The organism is Rhizobium viscosum, assembly GCF_014873945.1.
GTDB classification, from domain to species: domain Bacteria; phylum Pseudomonadota; class Alphaproteobacteria; order Rhizobiales; family Rhizobiaceae; genus Rhizobium; species Rhizobium viscosum.
In genome coordinates this window covers 2,289,482-2,310,688 of sequence record NZ_JADBEC010000001.1, presented here as the reverse complement: position 1 = coordinate 2,310,688, position 21,207 = coordinate 2,289,482, and the positions used below count along the sequence as shown (strand labels likewise).

Genomic DNA, 21,207 nt, shown 5'->3' with positions numbered 1-21,207 from the left:
AAGCGTGCGCCTGTTTTTCGGCTGGGTAGCGAATAAGAAACGTCGGGGAAGAATATTCAGAAAGGACCAGTCATATGGTCAGCTTTGGCGGTATTGCCCGCAAGTTATTTGGCTCAGCCAACGATCGCCGTGTGCGGTCCTTCCAGCCGAACGTCGCCGCAATCAACTCTATTGAAGAGAAGACCAAGGCGCTGACGGATGAGCAGCTTGCCGCAAAGACGGTGGAGTTCCGTGCCCTTCTGGCTGAAGGCAAGACGCTGGACGACATCCTCATTCCGGCCTTTGCGGTCGTGCGCGAGGCCTCCCGCCGCGTTCTCGGCATGCGACCTTTTGACGTACAGCTCGTTGGCGGCATGATCCTGCATTCCAACGCCATTGCCGAAATGAAGACCGGCGAAGGCAAGACGCTGGTTGCGACCCTGCCGGTCTATCTGAACGCGCTTTCCGGCAAGGGCGTGCATGTCGTCACCGTCAACGACTATCTCGCACAGCGCGACGCTGCGACCATGGGCCGCCTCTACGGCTTCCTTGGCATGACCACGGGCGTCATCGTCCATGGCCTTTCCGACGAGGAGCGTCGCGACGCCTATAATTGCGACATCACCTACGCGACCAACAACGAGCTCGGCTTCGATTATCTGCGCGATAATATGAAGTACGAGAAGAACCAGATGGTCCAGCGCGGCCACAACTTCGCAATCGTCGATGAAGTGGATTCGATCCTCGTTGACGAAGCGCGCACGCCGCTCATCATCTCCGGCCCGCTCGATGACCGCTCCGACCTCTACAACACCATCGACACCTACATTCCGCTACTGACGCCGGAAGATTATGAGATCGATGAAAAGCAGCGTTCGGCGAACTTCTCCGAAGTCGGCACCGAGAAGCTGGAAAACCTGTTGAAGCAGGCCGGCCTCCTGAAGGGCGCCTCGCTCTACGACATCGAGAATGTCGCGATCGTTCATCACATCAACAATGCGCTGAAGGCTCACAAGCTGTTCCAGCGCGACAAGGACTACATCGTCCGCAACGGTGAAATCGTCATCATCGACGAATTCACAGGCCGCATGATGCCGGGCCGCCGCTACTCGGAAGGTCAGCACCAGGCGCTGGAAGCCAAGGAAAAGGTACAGATCCAGCCGGAAAACCAGACGCTGGCCTCAATCACCTTCCAGAACTACTTCCGCATGTACGGCAAGCTCGCCGGCATGACCGGTACGGCCCAGACGGAAGCGGAAGAATTCGGCAATATCTACAACCTCGATGTCATCGAGGTGCCGACAAATCTGCCGATCAAGCGTCTCGACGAGGATGACGAGGTCTACCGGACGGTCGAAGAGAAATACAAAGCGATCATCGCCGAGATCCTGGACGCCCACGAGCGCGGCCAGCCGGTGCTCGTCGGCACCACCTCGATCGAAAAGTCGGAATTCCTGGCCGAGCTGATGCGCAAGCAGGGCTTCTCGAACTTCCAGGTACTGAACGCCCGCTACCATGAACAGGAAGCCTATATCGTCGCCCAGGCCGGCGTGCCGGGCGCGGTCACGATCGCTACCAACATGGCCGGCCGCGGTACCGACATCCAGCTAGGTGGCAACCTCGATATGCGTGTCGAGCGCGAGCTCGGAGAAATCGAGCCGGGTTCGGAGCGCGACACCAAGATCGAGGCGATCCGAGAAGAGATCAAGCAGCTCAAGGAAAAGGCGCTCGCCGCCGGCGGCCTTTACGTCATCGCCACCGAGCGCCACGAAAGCCGGCGCATCGACAACCAGCTGCGCGGCCGCTCGGGCCGTCAGGGCGACCCGGGCCGTTCCAAGTTCTATTTGTCGCTTCAGGACGACCTGATGCGCATCTTCGGCTCCGACCGTATGGACAGCATGCTGCAGAAGCTCGGTCTCAAGGAGGGCGAAGCGATCGTCCATCCCTGGATCAACAAGGCTCTGGAACGCGCGCAGAAGAAGGTCGAAGCCCGCAATTTCGACATCCGCAAGAACCTTCTGAAGTACGACGACGTTCTGAACGACCAGCGCAAGGTCATCTTCGAACAGCGCGTCGAGATGATGGAAGCGCCGAACATTTCCGAGACCGTATCCGACATGCGTCGCGAAGTGGTCGATGATCTGGTCACGACCCACATTCCGGAACGCGCTTACGCCGAGCAGTGGGATGCCGCCGGTCTGAAGACGCAGGCTGCCAACATCCTCAACCTCGATCTGCCGATCGAGGACTGGGTGAAGGAAGAAGGCATTGGCGAAGACGATATCCGCGAACGCCTGACGGAAGCCACCAACGCCGCCTTCAACGAGAAGGTCGAGCGTTTCGGCCCCGACATCATGCACTATGTCGAGCGCCAGGTTGTCATGCAGACGCTCGATCATCTGTGGCGCGAGCACATCGTCAACCTCGACCACCTGCGTTCCGTCATCGGCTTCCGCGGTTACGCCCAGCGCGATCCGCTGCAGGAATACAAGTCGGAGGCCTTCGAGCTTTTCCAGGCGCTGCTTAACAACCTGCGTCAGGCCGTCACCGCGCAGCTGATGCGCGTCGAGTTGGTGCAACAGGCTCCGCCGCAGCCGGAGCCGCCGATCATGCAGGCCCATCACCTCGATCCGACGACCGGCGAGGATGAGTTCACCAACACGACCTATCAGGCGCTTGAAGTCACCGTGCCACCAGAAAACCGCAACCCCAACGATCCCCAGACCTGGGGAAAGGTCGGCCGCAACGAGGCCTGCCCCTGCGGCTCGGGCAAGAAATACAAGCACTGCCACGGTGCTTTCGAACAGGTCTGAGAATGGCGCCTTCAGGCGCCATTTTTCTTGGGTAATTTCCGCCCAATTATGGATCATCGCGGCGGGTAATGCTGCCTCGTTCGGCATACCGTTTCTTAACTCTGATCTGGCAAGACTTGGCCGTGCGAATGCCCTGCCCTTAGAGTTTTGCGTGTTCAGAATGGCGGTCATAGAAACAGCGGAAAAGATGCTGCCCGCGGGGCTGCGGCCGATCGCCGGCCGGGCGCGGCGCATGCTTGCCGCGGTTCTGACCGAACGAGGCGACAAGGCCACCGCACAGCGCATGGCACTAATCGCCTTTTCAATCCGTATTCTGAGCGCCGCTCTCGCCTTCCTGTCGCAGATCGTGCTCGCCCGGCTGATGGGCGAATATGAATACGGCATCTTCGTTTTCGTCTGGGTGCTGGTCGTCCTCTGCGGCGATCTTTCCTGCCTCGGTTTCCACACAGCGATCGTCCGATTCCTGCCGCAATATCGCGCCGCCGGTGCCTTCGCCGAAATCCGCGGTCTGACGGGCTCCGCGCGCGTTTTCGCGCTGCTCTCGGGTACGACCGTTCTCATCGCCGGCATGCTTGGCCTCCATTTCTTCGGCGACAGGATCGAGAGCTATTATCTGGTGCCGATCTTCCTCGGCCTCATGGCCATGCCGATGATCGCGCTCGGCGATATTCTCGAGGGCACGTCGCGGGCCAATCATTGGCCCGTCATGGCGCTCAGCCCGGTCTATATTGTCAGGCCGATCCTCATCATCCTCTTCATGCTGACTGCGATCTTCTTCGGCGCGCCGCACACGGCAGTCACCGCCATGCAGGCAGCACTCGCGGCAACCTTCGTCACCGCGCTCGGCCAATATGCCGCCACGCTCTATCGGATGCGTAGGCATTACGATGCCGGCCCACGCAAGGTGGACTTCCTGGAATGGCTGGGCGTTGCCTTCCCGATCTTCCTGATCGAGGGCGTGAGCTTCCTGCTGACCAACTCCGATGTCGTCGTCGTCGGCATCTTCCTGGAGCCGCATGATGTCGCAATTTATTTCGCAGCGGCCAAGACGATGGCGCTCGTGCATTTCATCAATTTCTCGGTGAAGGCCGCCGCCGGCCCGCGCTTCTCCTCGATCATCGCCGAGGGCAACCGGGCCGATCTCGCGGTTGCGGCTGCCGATGCCGCCCGCTGGACTTTCTGGCCTGCGCTTGGAGCCGGTCTCGCGGTGCTGGCTGCCGGCCATTTGCTGCTGTCGCTTTTCGGCGGCGCCTTTACGGCCGGTTATATGCTGATGGCGATCCTGCTGGCCGGTATCCTTGCCAAGGCGCTGGTCGGCCCCGCCGAGACGCTGCTGATGATGGCAGGCAAACAGAACCTCTGCGTCGCCCTTTATGCTGGAGCGCTCGCCGCCAATGTCGGCCTCAATCTCCTGCTGATCCCACACTACGGCATCGTCGGCACGGCGATCGCCACGGCCTCCGCCATGGCCGTGGAAGCGATCCTGCTGCATGTCTTCGTGCGTCGCGCACTCGGCTTTACGCTTTTCGCCTTCGTAACCCCTTCCGCCTCAACGCCAGAAATGAGAGCCCGATAGATGGTGCGTGTACCACCCATCACCGAGAGCACCGACAGCAACGCGAACCGCATGGTTCACGATCTTGCCGCACTCAGGTTCGAAGCCCCGCAGGCTGAAGCACGGATCGAAATCGGCCGGCTGGGGCGCGAGCTTTGCCTTTACCCTGGTAAGCTGGGTTACGATCTGCAGGAAGAATTGGACTTCCTTTCCAACCGCGCGATGGAGCCGAATGTCTTCTTCAGTGGTCGTTTTCTGGCGCCTGCCATGCCGCGGCTGGAAGACCGGCAGATCAATTTCGCGATCATCCGCGACGAGAACGAACATCGCAGCCGCATGCGTCTGCTCATGCCCTTCTCGGTCGACAAACCCGGTTTCGCCGTCGGTCCATCGATCATACGCGGCTGGGCAAACAGTTTCGGTCCGCTCGGCACCCCCTTGGTTGATGCCGAGGACGCGGCCGAGACGCTGGACAATCTCTTCGAAGGCCTTGTCACACCAGATCTCGGCTTGCCGGGCACGCTGGTGCTGCCGGACGTCCGGCTGAACGGCATCTTCGTACGCATGGCAAAGGCGGTGGCGCTTAGTCGCAACCTGCCGCTGACCATCGCCAATCCCTATGAGCGGCCGATGCTGCAGAGCGATGACGAGGCCATGGTCTATCTCGGCCGTACCGTGTCCTCCTCCCACCTGCGCGAGATGCGCCGCCAGTGGCGGCTGCTCGAAGAACTCGGCAATGCCGTCCACACCGTTGCCCGACAGCCGCGGGAGATTCACTTGCGCTTCGAGGAATTCCTGGCGCTGGAGGCTGGAGGCTGGAAAGGCAAGCGCCGCAGCGCGCTGGTAACCGACCGCTATCACACCGCCTTCGCTCGCGAGGCCGTCTCCAATCTGGCGGAAGTGGATGCCGTGCGCATCCACACGATCGACATCAATGGCAAGGCGATTGCCGCCGTAGTCGTGCTGATGATGGGCGGCGAGGCCTATACCTGGAAGACCGCCTATGACGAAAGCTACTCCCGCTACTCGCCGGGCAAGCTCTTGATGAGCGAACTGACGGAATGGCATCTCGACGACGCCAATGTCGTGCGTTCGGATTCCTGCGCAGTCTCCGATCATCCGATCATGAGCCGCTTCTGGCAGGAACGCGAGGAGATGGGCACGCTGGTGATCGGCCTCACCCAGAACGGCGACCGCGACATGCGCCAGGTCGCAGCCCAGCTTCACATGTACCGCAGTACCCGCAACATGGCGAAGATGCTCCGCGAGAAGATCATGTCGCTTGCCGGCCGCGGCTAGAGCAATTCCAGCAAAACTGCGCAGCGGTTTTGTGTCCGGAATTGTGTAAAAACAAAGATATAGAGCATTTCCGTGACTTGGAGAGAGACGGAGATGCTCTAGTTTTTAGCTTCCGCCGCAGCCTTTTCCCGCAGCAGCCGGCGAATGACCTTGCCCGTGGTCGTCAGCGGCAGGGCATCAACAAATTCGACCTCGCGCGGATATTCGTGCATCGAAAGCCGGGTTTTCACCCAGTCTCGGATTTCGGCTGCCAGCTCCATGCTGGAGCTGTAGCCCGGCGAAAGCACGATATAGGCCTTGACGATCTCCGTACGCAGAGCATCGGGCTTGCCGACAGCGGCGGCAAGCTGCACGGCCGGATGGCCTATGAGACAATCCTCGATCTCTGCAGGCCCGATACGGTAGCCAGATGAGGTGATGACGTCGTCGTCGCGACCTGCAAAGGTGACATAGCCCTCAGCGTCCTGCCGACCGATATCGCCAGTCAGCAGCCAACCCTTGGCATATTTCCTCTCCGTCGCGTCGGGATCGTTCCAGTAACCGAGAAACATTACCGGATCAGGGCTGGCGATCGCGATCTGCCCCTGCTCGCCGACCGGCAGCTCGTCGCCCTCGTTGCTGACGATCGCCACCCTGTGGCCGGGTGAGGCACGACCGATCGCACCGGCCTTCGTCACCCCGAAAGCAGCGCTGGAAGACAGCACGAAATTGCACTCCGTCTGCCCGTAAAATTCATTGACTGTAACGCCGAGCGTACGGCGCACCCACTCGTAGGTTTCGCGCCCCAGGGATTCACCTGCCGAACCGATGGTGCGCAGCACGAGATCGTATTTCGAGCGCGGCTCCTCGACGGATTTCAGGAGCCGGAGTGCCGTCGGCGGAATGAAAGCATTGCGCACCTTCATCTCGGCCATGATGCGATAGGCCGTGTCCGCATCGAATTTCTGTGCCGGCGATGAAGCAACAGGTACGCCGAGCAGCAGGCTCGGCAGCAGCGCATTGAGCAGCCCGCCCGCCCAGGCCCAGTCTGACGGCGTCCAGACCTTGTCTCCCGCCTGCGGGAAACCCTCATGGGCAAACTGCATGCCGGGAATATGGCCGGCGAGAACCCGGTGCCCGTGCAGCGCGCCCTTCGGCGGCCCCGTCGTGCCCGACGTGAAGATCATCAGCGCTGGCTCGTCCGGGCCTGACTGCGCAATTTCGAAAGTGGAAGAATGGGCGGAAACCAGATCGGCAAAGCCGAGTGTGCCTGCGGAGGCTCCCTCGACGCTGATGACATGTTTGACGTCGGGCAGTCGGTCGCGGATCTGGTTGATGCGCCCGAGCCCGAAACCATTAGTGACGATAACCGCCGCACCCGCAGCCTTCAGCCGGTACTCCAGCGCCTCGACACCAAAAAGCAACGCGAGCGGCAGCGCGATCGCGCCCATCTTGTAGATCGCCACATGCGAAATGACTGTCTCGAAGGATTGCGGCAGGAGCAGCGCCACACGGTCCCCCCTGCCAACGCCAAGCGCTGAAAGCGCATTGGCGAAGGATGAGGAGCGGGCGGCAAGCTCGCCATAGGTCAATGACAGATGGTGGCTGTCGGGACTGAAATGTTCGAGGCAGACACGACCGGGATCACGCGCAGCCCAATCATCGCAGACGGCCCGGCCGATATTGAAATCCTCTGATATCTGCCAGGAGAAATTGCGGTAGAGCGTGTCATATCGATCGCCGGGCGGCAGTTTCATGGGCATGATCCGGTAAAATGCTGCACCAGCTAACACCTCACCGACCGAATGCGCAAGCATTGTAATCCGCATGGATAAAACGACATCCCGCCCGCTCATCACGTATTATTGCGCTAGCTGCAGAACACATTCTCCGCGTGCTCGCTGAGACTTCGGCGATTTCTGCGCTACATCATGTGCATGCGCCTGGGGAGTCGCTGAAATTCATCGCGGAGCACTTTCATGGAATATGTAAAACTCGGGAAAACCGGTCTCGAAGTCTCGAAGATCTGCCTCGGCTGCATGACCTATGGCGATCCCAACCGCGGAAATCACGCCTGGAGCCTGCCGGAAGAGGAAAGCCGCGCGCTCCTCAAACAGGCGATCGATCTCGGCATCAATTTCCTCGACACGGCCAACACCTACTCCAATGGTTCCTCCGAGGAGATCGTCGGACGCGCCATCAAGGATTTCGCCAAGCGCGAGGATATCGTACTCGCCACCAAGGTCTTCAACCGCATGCGGCCCGGGCCGAATGGCGCCGGCCTGTCGCGCAAGGCGATCTTCGACGAAATAGACAACAGCCTGCGCCGCCTCGGCACTGATTACGTCGACCTCTACCAGATCCACCGCTGGGACTATACGACACCGATCGAGGAAACGCTGGAAGCCCTTCATGACGTCGTGAAATCAGGCAAGGCACGTTATATCGGCGCCTCCTCCATGTATTCCTGGCAGTTCGCCAAGGCGCACTACACCTCACGTCTGAATGGCTGGACGGAATTCGTCAGCATGCAGGACCACGTGAACCTGCTCTACCGCGAGGAAGAGCGGGAAATGCTGCCCTTCTGCGAGGACCAGAAGATTGCCGTCATTCCCTGGAGCCCGCTTGCCCGCGGCCGCCTGACCCGCGACTGGAATGAGAAGACCAACCGCAGTGAGACCGATGAATTCGGCAAGACGCTCTATAAGCAGGCCGAAGATGCCGATCGCAAGATCGTCGAGAAGGTTGCCGAAATCGCCAGGGCCCATGGCATTTCCCGCGCGCAGGTCGCCACCGCCTGGATCCTGCAGAAGAGCGCCGTTACCGCCCCGATTATCGGCGCATCCAAGGCACAACACCTGACGGACGCCGTCGGCGCACTGACGGTAAAACTCAGCGCCGATGATATCGCCGCACTCGAAACACCCTACATCCCGCACAACGTCGCCGGCTTCAAATGAGCCGCCACGTGACTGCCTCCCTCCGCCGATGCGGCGGGAGGCTCATTCCTTTCCCGATATCAGGACTTTCAGGTGGGTGCCTTCTGTGTGAGCTCGGCCGCGACCTATTGAAGCAGATCATGCCGCTCCGGCGCTGGGTGGCGGAAAACGCGGTCTCTTTCGAGGCCGCGCGTACGCAATCCAGGAGACCATCACGAGCCGGTCACAGTTGAGCCTTAGCGGTTTGCGGCAAACGGAGGACCGTCCTCATGACCATCGTTCCCTACGAAGCTCGCCGCTTTCGCACCACTGCCGTCTACTACAGCCGCTTCCGTGTCCCCTATCCGGACAGACTGATCGAACGCGTCGCCGAAAGAACCGGCCTGAAACCCGGCGATCGCGTGCTCGATCTCGGCTGCGGACCAGGACCGCTCGGCGTCGCCTTCGCACGCCTCGCCGGCGCTGATGTGATCGGGGTCGATCCCGAGCCGGAAATGCTGGATGCCGCGCGCGAAAATGCGGCCGAAGCCGCCGTGAACATAAGGCTCATCCAGGGCTCCTCTTACGATCTCGACCCGGATCTGGCGCCGCTGAAACTTGCTGTCCTGGGCCGATCTTTCCATTGGATGGACCGCCCGGCGACGCTTGCGGCACTCGACAAGCTCATCGATCCGGACGGGGCCGTCGTTCTCTTCTCCGACAGGCATATCGCAGCGACACCGGATTGGCGTGATGTGCTGCATCAGCTGTCGGAGACCTATTCGCCGGAAAAAAGCGCCGAGCGTAAACGACGCCGCGCGCAGGAATTCGGAGCCCATGAGGCGGTCTTGCTGCGCTCCCCCTTCCGCAACCTCGAACGCATCGGCATCGTCAACGAACGGGTAATCGGAACGGAGGATATCGTCGGCCGCGCCTTCTCCATGTCCGCTACCTCTCCACAGGCGCTCGGCGACAAGACAGAGGAATTCGAAGCAGCCTTCCGCAGCGAGCTCGCCGCTCTGTCGCCGGACGGCACCTTCACCGAAATCGTCGAAGGCCATGCGATGATCGCTTCGCGGGATTAGGATTATTGCGCCGGGTCGAGCTTGCGGCGCATCGTGACCAGAAACTGCTCTGCGAGCGCCCGATCCTCGACCGCGCGGGCAAGGATGACGGCCCCCATCATCGATGAAAGCGTCGACGTCGCATTGGCGCGGCGCTCTTCCTCCGTCGCACCCGGCACTACCTCCTTCAGCACATCAACCAGCGCGGCCAGCCCCTCGCTGAAGGTCGCACGAACCGCACCTTCGCTGCGGCTGACTTCCTGGATCAGTGAGGCGAACACGCAGCTTCTTCCGGGATCGTCGACCGTGCGCCAATGGATATAGTGATCGAGCAGCGCCTGAAGCGGCTTGTCTGGTTCAGCGGCGATCAGCTCACGCCAGCGTTCTTCCACCCGCTCGATCAGCTTGCGGCTGACCTCCAGCGCAAGGTCATCCTTCGATTCGAAATGGCCGTAGAACCCGCCATGCGTAAGACCAGCAGCCTTCATGATGTCGGCGACGCCGACGCCGTCGAACCCATTCTCGCGGAAGAGCATGCTGGCTGCCGTCAGGATCTTCTCGCGGTTTTCTGCAAATTTCTCGCGGCTGACCCGCATTTTCGTCTCCGGAATGGTCGCTTGACAATTTATATGATGTCCATCATCAATACGCAACAAATATGATGGCCGTCATGTAAAGCGGCCTTGTATATGGTCCTCACGTCATAACCGGAATTTGCCCATGGTCTCTGCAGTCCTTGCATCATCCCTTGCCCGGCGAAACATTCACTATGGGTGGGTCGTCGTCGCCGCCACCTTCCTGACCATGCTGGTAACTGCCGGCGCAATGGGCGCGCCGGGCGTGCTCATCAAGCCGCTGCAGGATGAATTCGGCTGGGAGACCTCGCAGATTTCCTCCGCACTCGCCATCCGCCTGATCCTCTTTGGCCTCATGGGTCCGTTTGCGGCAGCCTTCATGAACTATTTCGGCGTCCGCAAGGTCATCGTCTTCGCCCTTGCCCTGATCGGTGCCGGCTTCGTCGGATCGCTGTTCATGACCAAGCTTTGGCACTTGCTCGCGCTCTGGGGCATCGTCGTAGGTTTCGGCACCGGGCTCACGGCCATGGTGTTGGCAGCCACCGTTTCAACGCGCTGGTTCGTCAAGCATCGCGGCCTTGTCGTCGGCATGCTCTCGGCAAGCTCGGCAACCGGCCAGCTCGTTTTCCTGCCGCTGATGGCGGAATTGACCGAACGCTACGGCTGGCGCGCCACCGTCTTCTTCGTCTGCGCCATGATCATGGTCGCCGCTCTTCTCGTGCTGCTCTTCATGCGTGACCGCCCCTCGGACGTAAACCTGCCCTCGGTCGGCGAGACCCAGGTTGCGCCGGCCCCGGCCCGCGGCACGCTCGGCGCAGCACTTGCAATGCCGATCACGGTTCTCAGGGACATTTCGACGACCTCGACCTTCTGGATCCTGTTTGCCACCTTTTTCATCTGCGGGCTCAGCACGAACGGCCTTATCCAGACGCATTTCGTCACACTCTGCGGCGATTTCGGCATCATGCCGGTCGCAGCCGCCAGCGTTCTCGCCGTCATGGGCATCTTCGATTTCTTCGGCACGATCGGCTCCGGCTGGCTCTCCGACCGCTTCGACAATCGCTGGCTGCTCTTCTGGTATTACGGCCTGCGCGGCCTCTCGCTGCTTTTCCTGCCTTTCAGCGATTTCAGCTTCTACGGCCTGTCGATCTTCGCCGTCTTCTATGGCCTGGACTGGATCGCCACCGTCCCGCCGACCGTCAAGATCGCCGCCGACCGCTTTGGCCGTGAGAAAGCCGGCCTCGTTTTCGGCTGGGTCTTCGCCGGTCATCAGCTTGGTGCCGCCACCGCGGCTTACGGCGCAGGCCTGTCGCGCACGGCGCTGGAAAGCTACCTGCCGGCCTTCTTCATCGCCGGCGCCTTCTGCCTCCTGGCCTCGGTTCTGGCGATCACGCTGAAGAAATCCGGCCTCACTGCCCAGAGTGGGGCAGTCGCCCACTAAACCCGGATTTCCAGACGCCAAAACTTCGCCCGCCGTCTTGCACGCGCGGGCGAACGCATGTTAGACAGCCGCCTCGTATTTCGCTGCCCCATTGGCGGAATTGGTAGACGCGCTCGACTCAAAATCGAGTTTCGAAAGAAGTGCTGGTTCGACCCCGGCATGGGGCACCAGAAACTTCTAAGCGACATTGATTCTGTTGATAAAAGCGGGCCGATTTGCCCCACATTTTCCAACCCTAGAACGAGTGGGACAAATCTGAGTCACTTTTGTTCCAGTGATGTCTTCGCGATCATCCGTCGATTCGCCACCCTCAAGCGAAAATCTTCACTGGGCGCAAACGCGCGTTCAAACAGTGCGAGGGATGTGATCCATGAAACGCGACCGATCCTCATCGATCGGCAACGTCACGAGCTGGCTCCAAAAGCGTGTTCAGATGCGGGGCTGCAATACCTTAATCCGCCATATACGAATTAAATCACTTGAAGACGTTTCACGCGTTTCTAAATGATTTCATTGCGCGTAAATGCGTGTGCAATAAGCTGCTCTAGCGAACACAAACACTTTATCCCACATATACGGCTGAGTGTTCGCCAACTTTTGATTTGACGCTTTCGTCATTTTCACTGATATTGATTGTGTCTCAGCGGTCAATTTTCTAATTGGCCCTTCAAAGAAGCTCGGTAGGCCACCACCCTACCGAGCTTTCCGTTTCTAGATCAATGATTTTGTTCATCATTTCCTACGTCGGATGCGATCTACGATTTCAATGATAGCAATAGCCGCTACCGGTACCGTGAGTACCAGCGTTAATGTCTCAGCGGTCATTTTCTAAAGGGTCCTCATATTTGTGGCCATCGGCCGGTTGCTGTTTCCCCGTGCAGTCTCCACCACAGAGCTACACGAAGCACTTGAGCGATTTTGCCTGTAAATCGCTATTCTTGAATTCTACTACTAGTACCCGGGATTGGCTACCCGGGGGCACTTTGGGTACGAGGTTCCAGTTACTAGATATAGCACTCTAATTCTCACTTTTCGTTAACTCCACTTATTGTTTCCTCCTTAATGCTTTCAGGCAAGAGCCTGTTTGTGCATCACGCTGTGGAAGGCTTAACTTCCAAGGACAACATGGAGAACGGGTGGTTAAAACTCAATCTCGTAAACTGCGCAGTAAGCTACACTCTCATGCTCTTCTGACAAAACTGAAATCCGCTGAGTGGATGCAAAACACGACCAACCTACGAAACTAATATGAGCCAAAGCCCTCCAAAAACCAATGCGTGCAACTGATTAACGAGGCAAAACTCATGAAGCACGCGACGCTTTTATGACGTATCCCCTCTTTCTCACCCGAACCTAGTGTCGAATATTCGTCTTCTTCAACATGCGGAGATTTGCAAACGTCTGCAAGTCCAGGAAATAGGGTCGGCCCCTCCCCGGTATGGACCCGTTCACCTCTTGCTGTCGGTCTAAGTTGCGTGCCACGCCCTCGTATCGACATCGATTATCATTAAACGGCTGCAACCTTCTGTGAAATTTTTCGTCGGCCTCCAGTCAAACCATTCGAGTCTCAGCTTCAATCAACTGCGAGTGAAAAATTAACAAAATAAGGTTCTGCCCGGAAATCACGTTTTAGTCGTTTGGATCGAGATCGCCTCTGTCCGCCGCCGGCGGCGGACATCACCCGTCAGCAACTCAATGCGTCTGAAGTCGTTGGACATAAGCCTATACTCAAGCCTTTGCTTGAGCCTCTCTGCTTATGCCGACTGTCCGGTCGAAATGGGGTGCAGTTCAGCCACCTATCGCACGTCGACCATCATCCGGCGCGTCGACTGGAAGGACCATATGCCGGCAGACGCCGCTTCAGAAGAGCGGGAGGCGGCATGATGGATTTTCAAAGAGTTCAATTATGCCCAAACATACTGCTTAAGAGATCGCTTCCATTTGTCACTCAAATCGACGCCCGGGATCTGAGCGCCGAAAGGAGTGAGATAGCGTTGCGCGTGTGCTTCAAGGTCAATGATGTATTGGCCAATCTGCAAGCAGGCTCCAACAAAAACCAATCGCTGCGATCGTGCGTCTGTAATCGGGCCATCAAACCATTCTTCGGTGACACTAAGCACATTCAGCTTCTTAAGCTCTTCTCTGAGGTGGCTCGCGAGCGTTTTGACAAAAACCGGCTCCATATTTTTATTCTTATAAATCAAGTCGTTGTAAGTATCGAATTCGGCTTCATCGAGTGCGCCGTTGAGTTTTTCAACTCTGAAACCCAGATGCTCAAATTTCGCAGCGGCGCTAATGCTCGATCGTTGGTCCGAGATCGATACGATGCAAGCGGTAAGCTCGAAATCACATCTTCTTGCTTGGGCAACAATCCTTTTTGCCAGTTCAACGTGTTCGCGGTTTTCAAGCGTCAGAGCCTGCTGGTGATGCAACCTGGCATCACGAAGTTGTTGACGCAACAACATAAGCGTCACGATCGTTGCCAGCGCACCAACCCAGCCGCTCATCGCTGCAATCCATTGTTGCAGGCACGGATCACCGATTTTGCAAAGTTGGCCGGAGGGGATTACCGGCAGCCAGTCATTCGTAGAAAGAGCGATGACCGCAAGTGCGGTCAATGCTGCAAACAGAGCAAGTTTACCCATCCCCATCGTAGTTTCCCCGGCTCGGACCCTACTATAGGCGAGCCTTCGGTTATTCGGCAACAGACGCGGGTTATGCTGGAAGGTGAGCGGGAGACAGGCCGGTGAGCGAGCTTCTCCCTATTGTCGAAGAGCTGGAAAACTGCACTACGCATGAGCAGCGCCGCGCGTGGCTGCTCATGGTCCCGCCATCGGTGCTTCTCCGCGCCGAATTCGCAATTCGCGCCATTCTGCGCAAGGCCGGCTTTCGGTCGGGAGTCGCCTAACTCGATGCGGAATTGAACGCCAGCCGTTCGGTGCGGCTTGAGGACGGCTCTCTGCCGCAGACGCGCATTATCACCAGCAACATGGCGAAGATCGACATGGCGATTGAAGCGCGCACCGGCAGGAGCTTGTCGTGATATACTGCCCCCTTTATTTGATTGGATTTGCCTTCCCCAAAAAGTCGGTGAACGACGGAGGGTCGAGATTTTCTGGCCCTTGCCCGGGCGCTGGACGGAAAAGCGCATTCAAAATGAGCCCCCTCTCCTCAGTCGTCGCGGCATTTCGTTCGAGCAGAATGAAGTAGGTGTCCATCATTGTCTGTCGCTGCCGGGCATCGTCGTGAAGTGTGAGCGAGCGCGTATTGAAGCGGACGATGAGCCTGATAACCCAGAGATACAGTACCAAGGGGAACGTTACGACAACCAACCTGCTGATGGTTGCGACAGTCAGCAACGTCCCGCTTTCCGTAGCCGGAATGCCTACGGTCGTCGCCTCACCGATATGCCTCAATACGCCGATTACCCAGTCCAGTTGCCAGAGGCCAATAACCGGAACTATCACCAGGAGGATTGCCAGTATACCGGTGGAAATTGCGAAAGCGTTCCATGCTTCTTCATCTCGATTTTGCCAAAGCTTTCGTGTTTCAGCGCCACGCACTTCTTCCTGCACGGCCGTCTTGAAAGCCGAAATATTGGTTGCGTTCGTAACGACTTTGGCGTCAAGCTTGCTGATTTCTTCATCCAATTTTCGAAGCTCAGTGGATTCCGCTTCTGTGCGCTTGGCGGTCGCGGCGAAAAGCTCCTCAACCTGTGTGGTCGCCTTGTCGAGCGATTCTCGGATGCGCACATCGCGGCTTTGAAGATCGAGTCCTCGCGTGTTGAATTCTGCCAATCGGGCATCAAGCTCAGCAACCGCGTTTTTGTGACACTCTTCGAGGGCGGCAAGTGTATCCGTGTAGCGAGTTCCAAGCTCTTCAAGTGCCGTTATGTTGTTTTTGGTCAGATTGTCATTCTCGACAATATTGAGCCACGATGTGTAGCTCCACATTTCGAATCGTACTTCGTCGCTTATCTGTTCGTCATCCAAGTTAACGATATTCCGAAGCTGGACGAGAAGGGCGGCGATGATAGCAAGGCCAACATCTTTGCGGTTTCCTCCCCGCGTTTGAAACTGTTCCTGCAGCTTCATTTGGAAAGTTATCACCCTATCCGGATAAATTCGCGGCGGCGGTGATGTTGTAGATTTGAGAGCAGACTGCACCTGCGTCATGAGCGACTTAAGGGGTGGCACCAACACACCGAGAGTCGGAAGGATCACAGAGATTATCTCGCCAATGATCTGCGAATAAAGGTCGGCGACCTCAACATTGCGGGAGATCCCGCGCGTCTTTTCACGCGGTTCGGTAGCGCCCTCAAATTCATTGTTGCGCAGATACGGACTGTGCGCCAGTTGAAAGACTTCTCGGTTCATATTTCCTCCAGAGTACTTCCAAATAGCACTGCATCTTTAAGTCGCAAAGTATTTCGCGTACTAAAAGCTGTCGATGCGACTTTTGCCAGCTTGAATGGGGCAGCCGCATGAGCGCCTTTCAGACCGATGAAGGCACTGTCACAAAAACGGTCAGACTGTGTGATTGAATAGCAGGCTGAGGGCTCGGCACTCCACCCCGCCGCGACTTCAGCATCATGCGATTACACGCATAGGATGGGATTCCTATGCAGCCTCGAAAAGGTTGTAGAGGCGGCAAATCAGCCGGAAATACCATGCACGAACGGGCAAGAGACCGGCAGGGCATTAGCTGCCCGCTCGCGCTTGAGGGCATCGCATCAAGCTTCGTCGCGGTTCACCGGGATTCTGAGCTGATGCAGGCATGGGCCGCAGAACATGAGCGGCGCGGATGGCCGTTCTTCAATCCGCCAGAATGGAGCTACTTCCCGGCCATCGTGTCGGGTGGAGACGATGCGGCAGCGGTGCGGGCTGCTTTGGACGAATTAGATGCGGCTACAGCGATTATCAGAAACGAGGGAATACCACACATGACGGCAGCGTAAAATCATACTTAGCAATGTTGAGGAACAGCGAGCGCTGGCGACGGCTAGGCGTGGCCGCCAACCTCAGGAAGAGAAACCACGAAAGTTCCGACCGGAGCGCACGTTTCCATGTCGAAGACGAACGACTTTTATACCTCGCCCACGCCCCGAAGGGCGAGGGCATGATCCCTGGCAGGTGCTATTAATCACAACGGCGAACCGTCTTGGTCACAGTGCCTTCATCGGTCTCACGGGTCACGCTACGCGTGTAGCAACGGTCACGGTCCCGATCGCGCCAGCGATCCCGTTCGCGCACCGCGCCGAACGTAATGCCGCGATCACTAATGGTAACGCCGGGACGGACCCGGTCACGGTCATATCGATCATAACGGTCATAACCGTCATAGGCACGCTCGCGTGTGACCGTCACGCTGTCTGCCATTGCAGGCGCTGCAGCCGAACCAAGGGCAAGGGCAGCGATGGCACAGTTGATGATGATCTTTCGCATCTCTCTTCTCCTTGTCGTCATGTATAGGCAACGACACGGGAGCTTAGTGGTTCCGCTCAAAAAGCCGGCCATTTAAGCCTAATCCATCCAAATCAACTCTTTAACTTTGCCGGCGCTTCATCCTAAAGTGCCGGCCGCGGGGCATTTTGAGAGGGCTGATGCATCAGGAAGCGGGATTGATTGCGACGGTAGCCATAAGCTTCGTCTTTGCGGCGGTTCTTGGCTATTGCGCCGACAGGCTGCGGCTGCCGCCACTGGTCGGCTATCTCTTCGCCGGCATTCTCATGGGACCGTTCACACCGGGCTTTGTGGCCGACACGGAGCTTGCGAGCCAGCTCGCCGAAATGGGCGTGATCCTGCTGATGTTCGGCGTCGGCCTGCATTTCTCCGCATCCGATCTTTTGGCCGTGCGCGGCATCGCCGTGCCGGGCGCGGTCGGCCAGATCCTGCTTGCCACCCTGCTCGGCGTCGGCCTCGGCGAACTCTGGGGGTGGAGCCTCGGCGCCGGCATCGTCTTCGGCCTCAGCCTTTCGGTTGCCAGCACGGTCGTGCTCCTGAAAGCGCTGGAAGACCGCAACCTCGTTAATACCGCCGGCGGGCGCGTAGCCGTCGGCTGGTTGATCGTCGAGGATCTCGCCATGGTACTGGCGCTCGTGCTGCTGCCGGCCCTCGCCGAACTTCTGGGTGGACATGCGAGCGACACCGCCTCGCATGGCCTCGATCTGCCGCTTTGGATCACGATCGCGCTTACCTTGCTGAAGGTCGCAGCTTTTGCCGCCATGGCGATCTTCCTTGGGCCGCGCATCGTGCCCTGGCTTTTGACGCTGATTGCCCGCACCGGCTCGCGTGAACTCTTCACGCTTACCGTGCTCGCCATCGCACTCGGCATTGCGTTCGGCTCAGCGGCAATCTTTGGCGTTTCCTTTGCGCTCGGCGCCTTCTTCGCCGGCGTGGTCATGAGCGAATCCCATCTCAGCCATCGCGCCGCCGCCGACTCCCTGCCGTTGCAGAATGCCTTCTCGGTGCTGTTTTTCGTTTCTGTCGGCATGCTCTTCGATCCGTCGATCATTGTGCAGCATCCTCTGGCCGTGATCAGTGCTTTGGCACTGATCATCGTCGGCAAGGCAATCATCTCTTTCGGTATTGTCGCCCTGTTGCGCTATCCGATCGGCATGGGCCTGACCGCCGCCGGCGGCCTTGCCCAGATCGGCGAGTTCTCCTTCATCCTTGCCGGCCTCGGCGTTTCGCTCGGGCTCCTGCCGCATGAAGGACAGGATCTGATCCTTGCCGCCGCAATCCTTTCAATCACGCTGAACCCACTCGTCATCTTTGTGGCCGAGAAGCTGAACCGCAAGATCAGGGTGAAATGGCCGCGCCTACATGAAAGCTACGGCCGGAAAAACCAGGACGCCCTGGCACGGGAACTGGAAAAGATCAGGGCGCTCGGCGAGGAGCGCGCGCGCCAGCATCATCTGCGGATCCAGCAGTTGGTCGAGACCTTCCCGCTTTTCTCCGAAGTAGGCGAAGATGCGCTTGAGGAATTGCTTTTGCTGTTCAACCCCAAACTCGCCTCGCCGGGCGAACGCGTCATCCGCCGGGGCGACCGTGGCGACAGCATGTATTTCATCTCCTCCGGCGCGGTCGAGGTGCGGCTGGCAAGTGGTGCCGTGCGACTCGAACCCGGCGCCTTCTTCGGCGAAATGGCGCTGCTCAGCGGCGGACGCCGCACGGCTGATGTCACCGCCGTCGATTTCTGCCAGTTCGAAGTACTGGAACGGCGCGACTTCAATATGTTCATGTCTCGCCACCCCAACCTTCGCGCCATCGTCAGCGAAATGGCGCAGAAGCGCACCGAAATGAACGTCATGCGCCAGCAGTGGGAAAAATCCATGGATCTGTCGTAGGCGGATCACGCCGTCGCAGTTTCATCCAGCTTCGGCCAGTAAAGATCAGAACGAAAATCGGCCGGGATGGGATCGAGCTGGCAGATAGCATCGGCAGCGAAGTCGATCTGCATGGCGAAATATTGCAGTGCCGGCGGCATCGGCACGCCGGCTGCTTCCATAATGCGGAAACGGTGATAGCCGCTGGCGCTGAGACGACGAGCCGCCTCGTGCCTGATATCCTCGTGCTCAGGCCCGCGATCGTTCGCCTGCCTGTCCCTCGCCGCGGTAGAATTCAACCCGCCCTCTATGACCCTGAATTTCATGACATGCCCGGATTCGTCGAAGGTTTCCAGCCTGACGCAATTTCACGCTTTTGCCATCCCGCAAGATCTTGGGAGGGAATGCCTGCATCAGATCACGAAAATTTTCAGCGGGAACGCCGGGAAGCCGCAACCCGAGCATTTACAGCGTCATGATCGCCCCCTAATGCTTTGTGCGTCGCAACAGAGAAAGGAAACGGATGCTCCGCAGACTTTACGACTGGACCATGTCTCTGGCCTCGAAGAAATCAGCCGAAGTCTGGCTCGCCGTCATCGCCTTCGTCGAAAGCTCCGTCTTTCTAGTTCCCGCTGACGTGCTCTTCCTGCCGATGGCGCTTGCCAAGCCCGAACGCTCCTATCGCTACGCGATCGTCGCCACCGTCGCATCGGTGCTGGGCGGTATCGCCGGCTGGGCGCTCGGCTATTTTGCCTACGAAACCGTCGCACGCCCGGTTCTGGAATTCTATGGAAAGCTCGATCAATTCGAGCAGATGAAATCCTACGTCACTTACGAGACGATCCTGCTGCTGCTCGTCACCTCGGGTCTCGCGCATCTGCCACCGATCAAGATCGTTACGATTCTATCAGGCGTCATCCACGTCAGCCTGCCGCTCTTCATCGTTTCGGCGATCATCGCCCGCGGCGCCCGCTTCCTGTTCCTTGCCTGGCTGCTGCGCCGTTACGGCGAACCGATCCGCTACTTCATCGAGAAGCGCCTCGGGCAGATCGTCGGCATCGGCGCGGCGATCGTGATCGTGCTATATATCGCCTACCGATACTTTGCCCACTGAGCCAACTTCGCGGAGTTCCGCCATGAATGCCACCACCTCGCCGCTTGCCCGCCCGGGCTTCACCCTCTCGCTGCTTCTTGCCGTTGCCATGGCGGTGGTCGTCGGAACGGCACTCGGCTTCCAGTATATCGGCGGCTATATTCCCTGTGCGCTCTGCCTGCTGCAGCGCCAGCCCTATTATTATGGCATTCCGATCGCGATCGTCGGCGCTCTCGCAGCCCTCATTGGCCTGCCGAACTGGATGACGCGGGCCATCATTCTCGCCGTCGGCATTCTCATGCTCGTCGGCGCCGGTATGGGCGTCTATCACGCAGGTGTGGAATGGCACTTCTGGCCAGGCCCTGCCACCTGCTCGACCACCGCAAGCAGCATGACCACCAATGCCGGCGATCTGCTGGGCGAATTGAACACGATCAAGGGCCCGTCCTGCACGGATGCAGCACTGCGCGTTCTCGGCCTGTCATTTGCGGGCTGGAATGTGATCGCAAGCCTGATCCTCGCAGCCTTCGCCTTCTGGAGCGTGAAGAAGACTGCGTAATCAATTCGATCACGGCTGCAGTTCGGTATCCCAGTAGAGGTAGTCGAGCCAGCTGTCATGCAGATAGTTCGGCGGGAAGAGCCGGCCGTTGTTGTGCAGATCCTGCACGGTCGGCTGGTACGGCTTCTGCGCCGGGAACATGCTTGCCTGCTTCGGAAGCTTGCTGCCCTTGCGCAGATTGCAGGGCGAACAGGCCGCCACGACATTCTCCCAGGTCGTCTCGCCGCCATGAGCGCGCGGGATGACGTGGTCGAAAGTCAGATCGTCATGCGCGCCGCAATACTGGCACTCGAACCTGTCGCGCAGGAAGACGTTGAAGCGGGTGAAGGCGGGATTGCGGGACGGCTGAACGTAAGTCTTCAGGCACACGACACTCGGCAACCGCATCGAGAAGCTCGGTGAGGAAACCTCATGCTCATATTCTGCGATAATGTTCACACGGTCGAGAAATACCGCCTTGATCGCGTCCTGCCAGGACCAGAGCGACAAGGGGTAATAACTCAGCGGCCGGTAGTCAGCGTTCAGGACGAGCGCTGGCAGGGCCTGTGGTGAGACTGCAATCGTCAAGGAGCCCTCCTGGATCGATTCGGCATCTGCACTTGTAT

19 protein-coding genes and 1 tRNA gene are annotated in these 21,207 nt (G+C 58.7%); 13 read left to right on the top strand and 7 right to left on the bottom strand.

Going from position 1 to position 21,207, the window contains the following annotated elements; genetic code table 11:
* Window positions 1-74: 74 nt before the first annotated feature.
* The 3 genes from secA to H4W29_RS11435 all read left to right on the top strand — a co-directional run bounded on the left by secA (window position 75) and on the right by H4W29_RS11435 (window position 5,646).
* On the top strand, window positions 75-2,792 hold the full coding sequence (gene secA / locus H4W29_RS11445) for a preprotein translocase subunit SecA (RefSeq protein WP_192729017.1): 2,718 nt from the start codon (window positions 75-77) through the stop codon (window positions 2,790-2,792).
* 160 nt (window positions 2,793-2,952) lie between these two features.
* Window positions 2,953-4,368, top strand: a complete 1,416-nt coding sequence (locus tag H4W29_RS11440; RefSeq protein WP_192729016.1) for an oligosaccharide flippase family protein — start codon at window positions 2,953-2,955, stop codon at window positions 4,366-4,368.
* Entirely contained in the window at window positions 4,369-5,646 is a 1,278-nt protein-coding gene (locus H4W29_RS11435; RefSeq protein ID WP_192729015.1) for a GNAT family N-acetyltransferase, read from the top strand. It abuts the gene before it with no gap.
* Between the two features lie 98 nt (window positions 5,647-5,744).
* Here the strand turns inward: H4W29_RS11435 and H4W29_RS11430 are convergent, their stop codons facing one another.
* Complete coding sequence (locus H4W29_RS11430; protein WP_192729014.1) at window positions 5,745-7,382, bottom strand: AMP-binding protein; 1,638 nt, start codon at window positions 7,380-7,382, stop codon at window positions 5,745-5,747.
* Between the two features lie 222 nt (window positions 7,383-7,604).
* Between H4W29_RS11430 and H4W29_RS11425 the strand changes: the two genes are divergently transcribed.
* Window positions 7,605-8,585: an aldo/keto reductase gene (locus tag H4W29_RS11425; protein WP_192729013.1), complete on the top strand. Its 981-nt coding sequence runs from the start codon at window positions 7,605-7,607 to the stop codon at window positions 8,583-8,585.
* Window positions 8,586-8,833: 248 nt separating this feature from the next.
* Complete coding sequence (locus tag H4W29_RS11420; RefSeq protein ID WP_192729012.1) at window positions 8,834-9,628, top strand: class I SAM-dependent methyltransferase; 795 nt, start codon at window positions 8,834-8,836, stop codon at window positions 9,626-9,628.
* A gap of 2 nt (window positions 9,629-9,630) precedes the next feature.
* Here the strand turns inward: H4W29_RS11420 and H4W29_RS11415 are convergent, their stop codons facing one another.
* Window positions 9,631-10,203 (bottom strand): TetR/AcrR family transcriptional regulator, encoded by a 573-nt coding sequence (locus H4W29_RS11415; RefSeq protein ID WP_192729011.1) that lies wholly within the window; start codon window positions 10,201-10,203, stop codon window positions 9,631-9,633.
* Between the two features lie 124 nt (window positions 10,204-10,327).
* Between H4W29_RS11415 and H4W29_RS11410 the strand changes: the two genes are divergently transcribed.
* Both H4W29_RS11410 and H4W29_RS11405 read left to right on the top strand, forming a co-directional pair.
* Window positions 10,328-11,623, top strand: a complete 1,296-nt coding sequence (locus tag H4W29_RS11410) for an MFS transporter (RefSeq protein WP_192729010.1) — start codon at window positions 10,328-10,330, stop codon at window positions 11,621-11,623.
* An 85-nt stretch (window positions 11,624-11,708) separates the two neighbouring features.
* Window positions 11,709-11,793: transfer RNA gene (locus tag H4W29_RS11405), tRNA-Leu, on the top strand.
* Between the two features lie 1,734 nt (window positions 11,794-13,527).
* Here H4W29_RS11405 and H4W29_RS11400 read toward each other — a convergent pair.
* Window positions 13,528-14,274 carry a hypothetical protein gene (locus tag H4W29_RS11400; RefSeq protein WP_192729009.1) on the bottom strand — a complete coding sequence of 249 codons (747 nt, stop codon included), beginning with the start codon at window positions 14,272-14,274 and terminating at the stop codon, window positions 13,528-13,530.
* A gap of 95 nt (window positions 14,275-14,369) precedes the next feature.
* Between H4W29_RS11400 and H4W29_RS11395 the strand changes: the two genes are divergently transcribed.
* Both H4W29_RS11395 and H4W29_RS34650 read left to right on the top strand, forming a co-directional pair.
* Window positions 14,370-14,531: a hypothetical protein gene (locus H4W29_RS11395; protein WP_192729008.1), complete on the top strand. Its 162-nt coding sequence runs from the start codon at window positions 14,370-14,372 to the stop codon at window positions 14,529-14,531.
* Between the two features lie 12 nt (window positions 14,532-14,543).
* Window positions 14,544-14,666, top strand: a complete 123-nt coding sequence (locus H4W29_RS34650; protein ID WP_281401257.1) for a hypothetical protein — start codon at window positions 14,544-14,546, stop codon at window positions 14,664-14,666.
* Between the two features lie 13 nt (window positions 14,667-14,679).
* Here H4W29_RS34650 and H4W29_RS11390 read toward each other — a convergent pair whose 3' ends face one another.
* Window positions 14,680-15,999 (bottom strand): DUF6161 domain-containing protein, encoded by a 1,320-nt coding sequence (locus H4W29_RS11390; RefSeq protein ID WP_192729007.1) that lies wholly within the window; start codon window positions 15,997-15,999, stop codon window positions 14,680-14,682.
* Between the two features lie 293 nt (window positions 16,000-16,292).
* On the opposite strand from H4W29_RS11390, the gene H4W29_RS11385 reads away from it, so the two are divergent.
* Window positions 16,293-16,580: a hypothetical protein gene (locus H4W29_RS11385; protein WP_192729006.1), complete on the top strand. Its 288-nt coding sequence runs from the start codon at window positions 16,293-16,295 to the stop codon at window positions 16,578-16,580.
* A 181-nt stretch (window positions 16,581-16,761) separates the two neighbouring features.
* Here H4W29_RS11385 and H4W29_RS11380 read toward each other — a convergent pair whose 3' ends face one another.
* Window positions 16,762-17,067 (bottom strand): hypothetical protein, encoded by a 306-nt coding sequence (locus H4W29_RS11380; RefSeq protein WP_192729005.1) that lies wholly within the window; start codon window positions 17,065-17,067, stop codon window positions 16,762-16,764.
* A 158-nt stretch (window positions 17,068-17,225) separates the two neighbouring features.
* Here H4W29_RS11380 and H4W29_RS11375 point away from each other — a divergent pair, with 158 nt between their 5' ends.
* Window positions 17,226-18,971: a cation:proton antiporter domain-containing protein gene (locus tag H4W29_RS11375; protein ID WP_192729004.1), complete on the top strand. Its 1,746-nt coding sequence runs from the start codon at window positions 17,226-17,228 to the stop codon at window positions 18,969-18,971.
* Between the two features lie 5 nt (window positions 18,972-18,976).
* On the opposite strand, the gene H4W29_RS11370 is transcribed toward H4W29_RS11375, so the two are convergent.
* The gene (locus H4W29_RS11370) at window positions 18,977-19,276 is read right to left on the bottom strand and encodes a hypothetical protein (protein WP_192729003.1); all 300 of its coding nucleotides are present in this window, start codon (window positions 19,274-19,276) and stop codon (window positions 18,977-18,979) included.
* A gap of 197 nt (window positions 19,277-19,473) precedes the next feature.
* On the opposite strand from H4W29_RS11370, the gene H4W29_RS11365 reads away from it, so the two are divergent.
* Window positions 19,474-20,064 (top strand): YqaA family protein, encoded by a 591-nt coding sequence (locus tag H4W29_RS11365; protein ID WP_192729002.1) that lies wholly within the window; start codon window positions 19,474-19,476, stop codon window positions 20,062-20,064.
* 22 nt (window positions 20,065-20,086) lie between these two features.
* The gene (locus tag H4W29_RS11360) at window positions 20,087-20,602 is read left to right on the top strand and encodes a disulfide bond formation protein B (RefSeq protein WP_192729001.1); all 516 of its coding nucleotides are present in this window, start codon (window positions 20,087-20,089) and stop codon (window positions 20,600-20,602) included.
* A 9-nt stretch (window positions 20,603-20,611) separates the two neighbouring features.
* On the opposite strand, the gene H4W29_RS11355 is transcribed toward H4W29_RS11360, so the two are convergent.
* The gene (locus tag H4W29_RS11355; protein ID WP_007825539.1) at window positions 20,612-21,169 is read right to left on the bottom strand and encodes an HNH endonuclease; all 558 of its coding nucleotides are present in this window, start codon (window positions 21,167-21,169) and stop codon (window positions 20,612-20,614) included.
* Window positions 21,170-21,207: the final 38 nt, after the last annotated feature.

Excerpts from the sequence above, each read along its gene's own strand:
- H4W29_RS11375 (WP_192729004.1), top strand. The coding sequence starts at position 17,226 with ATGCATCAGGAAGCGGGATTGATTGCGACGGTAGCCATAAGCTTCGTC.
- H4W29_RS11430 (WP_192729014.1), bottom strand. The coding sequence starts at position 7,382 with ATGAAACTGCCGCCCGGCGATCGATATGACACGCTCTACCGCAATTTC.
- H4W29_RS11440 (WP_192729016.1), top strand. The coding sequence starts at position 2,953 with ATGGCGGTCATAGAAACAGCGGAAAAGATGCTGCCCGCGGGGCTGCGG.
- H4W29_RS11385 (WP_192729006.1), top strand. The coding sequence starts at position 16,293 with ATGCACGAACGGGCAAGAGACCGGCAGGGCATTAGCTGCCCGCTCGCG.
- H4W29_RS11400 (WP_192729009.1), bottom strand. The coding sequence starts at position 14,274 with ATGGGGATGGGTAAACTTGCTCTGTTTGCAGCATTGACCGCACTTGCG.
- H4W29_RS11380 (WP_192729005.1), bottom strand. The coding sequence starts at position 17,067 with ATGCGAAAGATCATCATCAACTGTGCCATCGCTGCCCTTGCCCTTGGT.
- H4W29_RS11425 (WP_192729013.1), top strand. The coding sequence starts at position 7,605 with ATGGAATATGTAAAACTCGGGAAAACCGGTCTCGAAGTCTCGAAGATC.
- H4W29_RS11415 (WP_192729011.1), bottom strand. The coding sequence starts at position 10,203 with ATGCGGGTCAGCCGCGAGAAATTTGCAGAAAACCGCGAGAAGATCCTG.
- H4W29_RS11365 (WP_192729002.1), top strand. The coding sequence starts at position 19,474 with ATGCTCCGCAGACTTTACGACTGGACCATGTCTCTGGCCTCGAAGAAA.
- H4W29_RS11420 (WP_192729012.1), top strand. The coding sequence starts at position 8,834 with ATGACCATCGTTCCCTACGAAGCTCGCCGCTTTCGCACCACTGCCGTC.
- H4W29_RS11360 (WP_192729001.1), top strand. The coding sequence starts at position 20,087 with ATGAATGCCACCACCTCGCCGCTTGCCCGCCCGGGCTTCACCCTCTCG.
- H4W29_RS11435 (WP_192729015.1), top strand. The coding sequence starts at position 4,369 with ATGGTGCGTGTACCACCCATCACCGAGAGCACCGACAGCAACGCGAAC.
- H4W29_RS11370 (WP_192729003.1), bottom strand. The coding sequence starts at position 19,276 with ATGAAATTCAGGGTCATAGAGGGCGGGTTGAATTCTACCGCGGCGAGG.
- H4W29_RS11390 (WP_192729007.1), bottom strand. The coding sequence starts at position 15,999 with ATGAACCGAGAAGTCTTTCAACTGGCGCACAGTCCGTATCTGCGCAAC.
- H4W29_RS11410 (WP_192729010.1), top strand. The coding sequence starts at position 10,328 with ATGGTCTCTGCAGTCCTTGCATCATCCCTTGCCCGGCGAAACATTCAC.
- secA (WP_192729017.1), top strand. The coding sequence starts at position 75 with ATGGTCAGCTTTGGCGGTATTGCCCGCAAGTTATTTGGCTCAGCCAAC.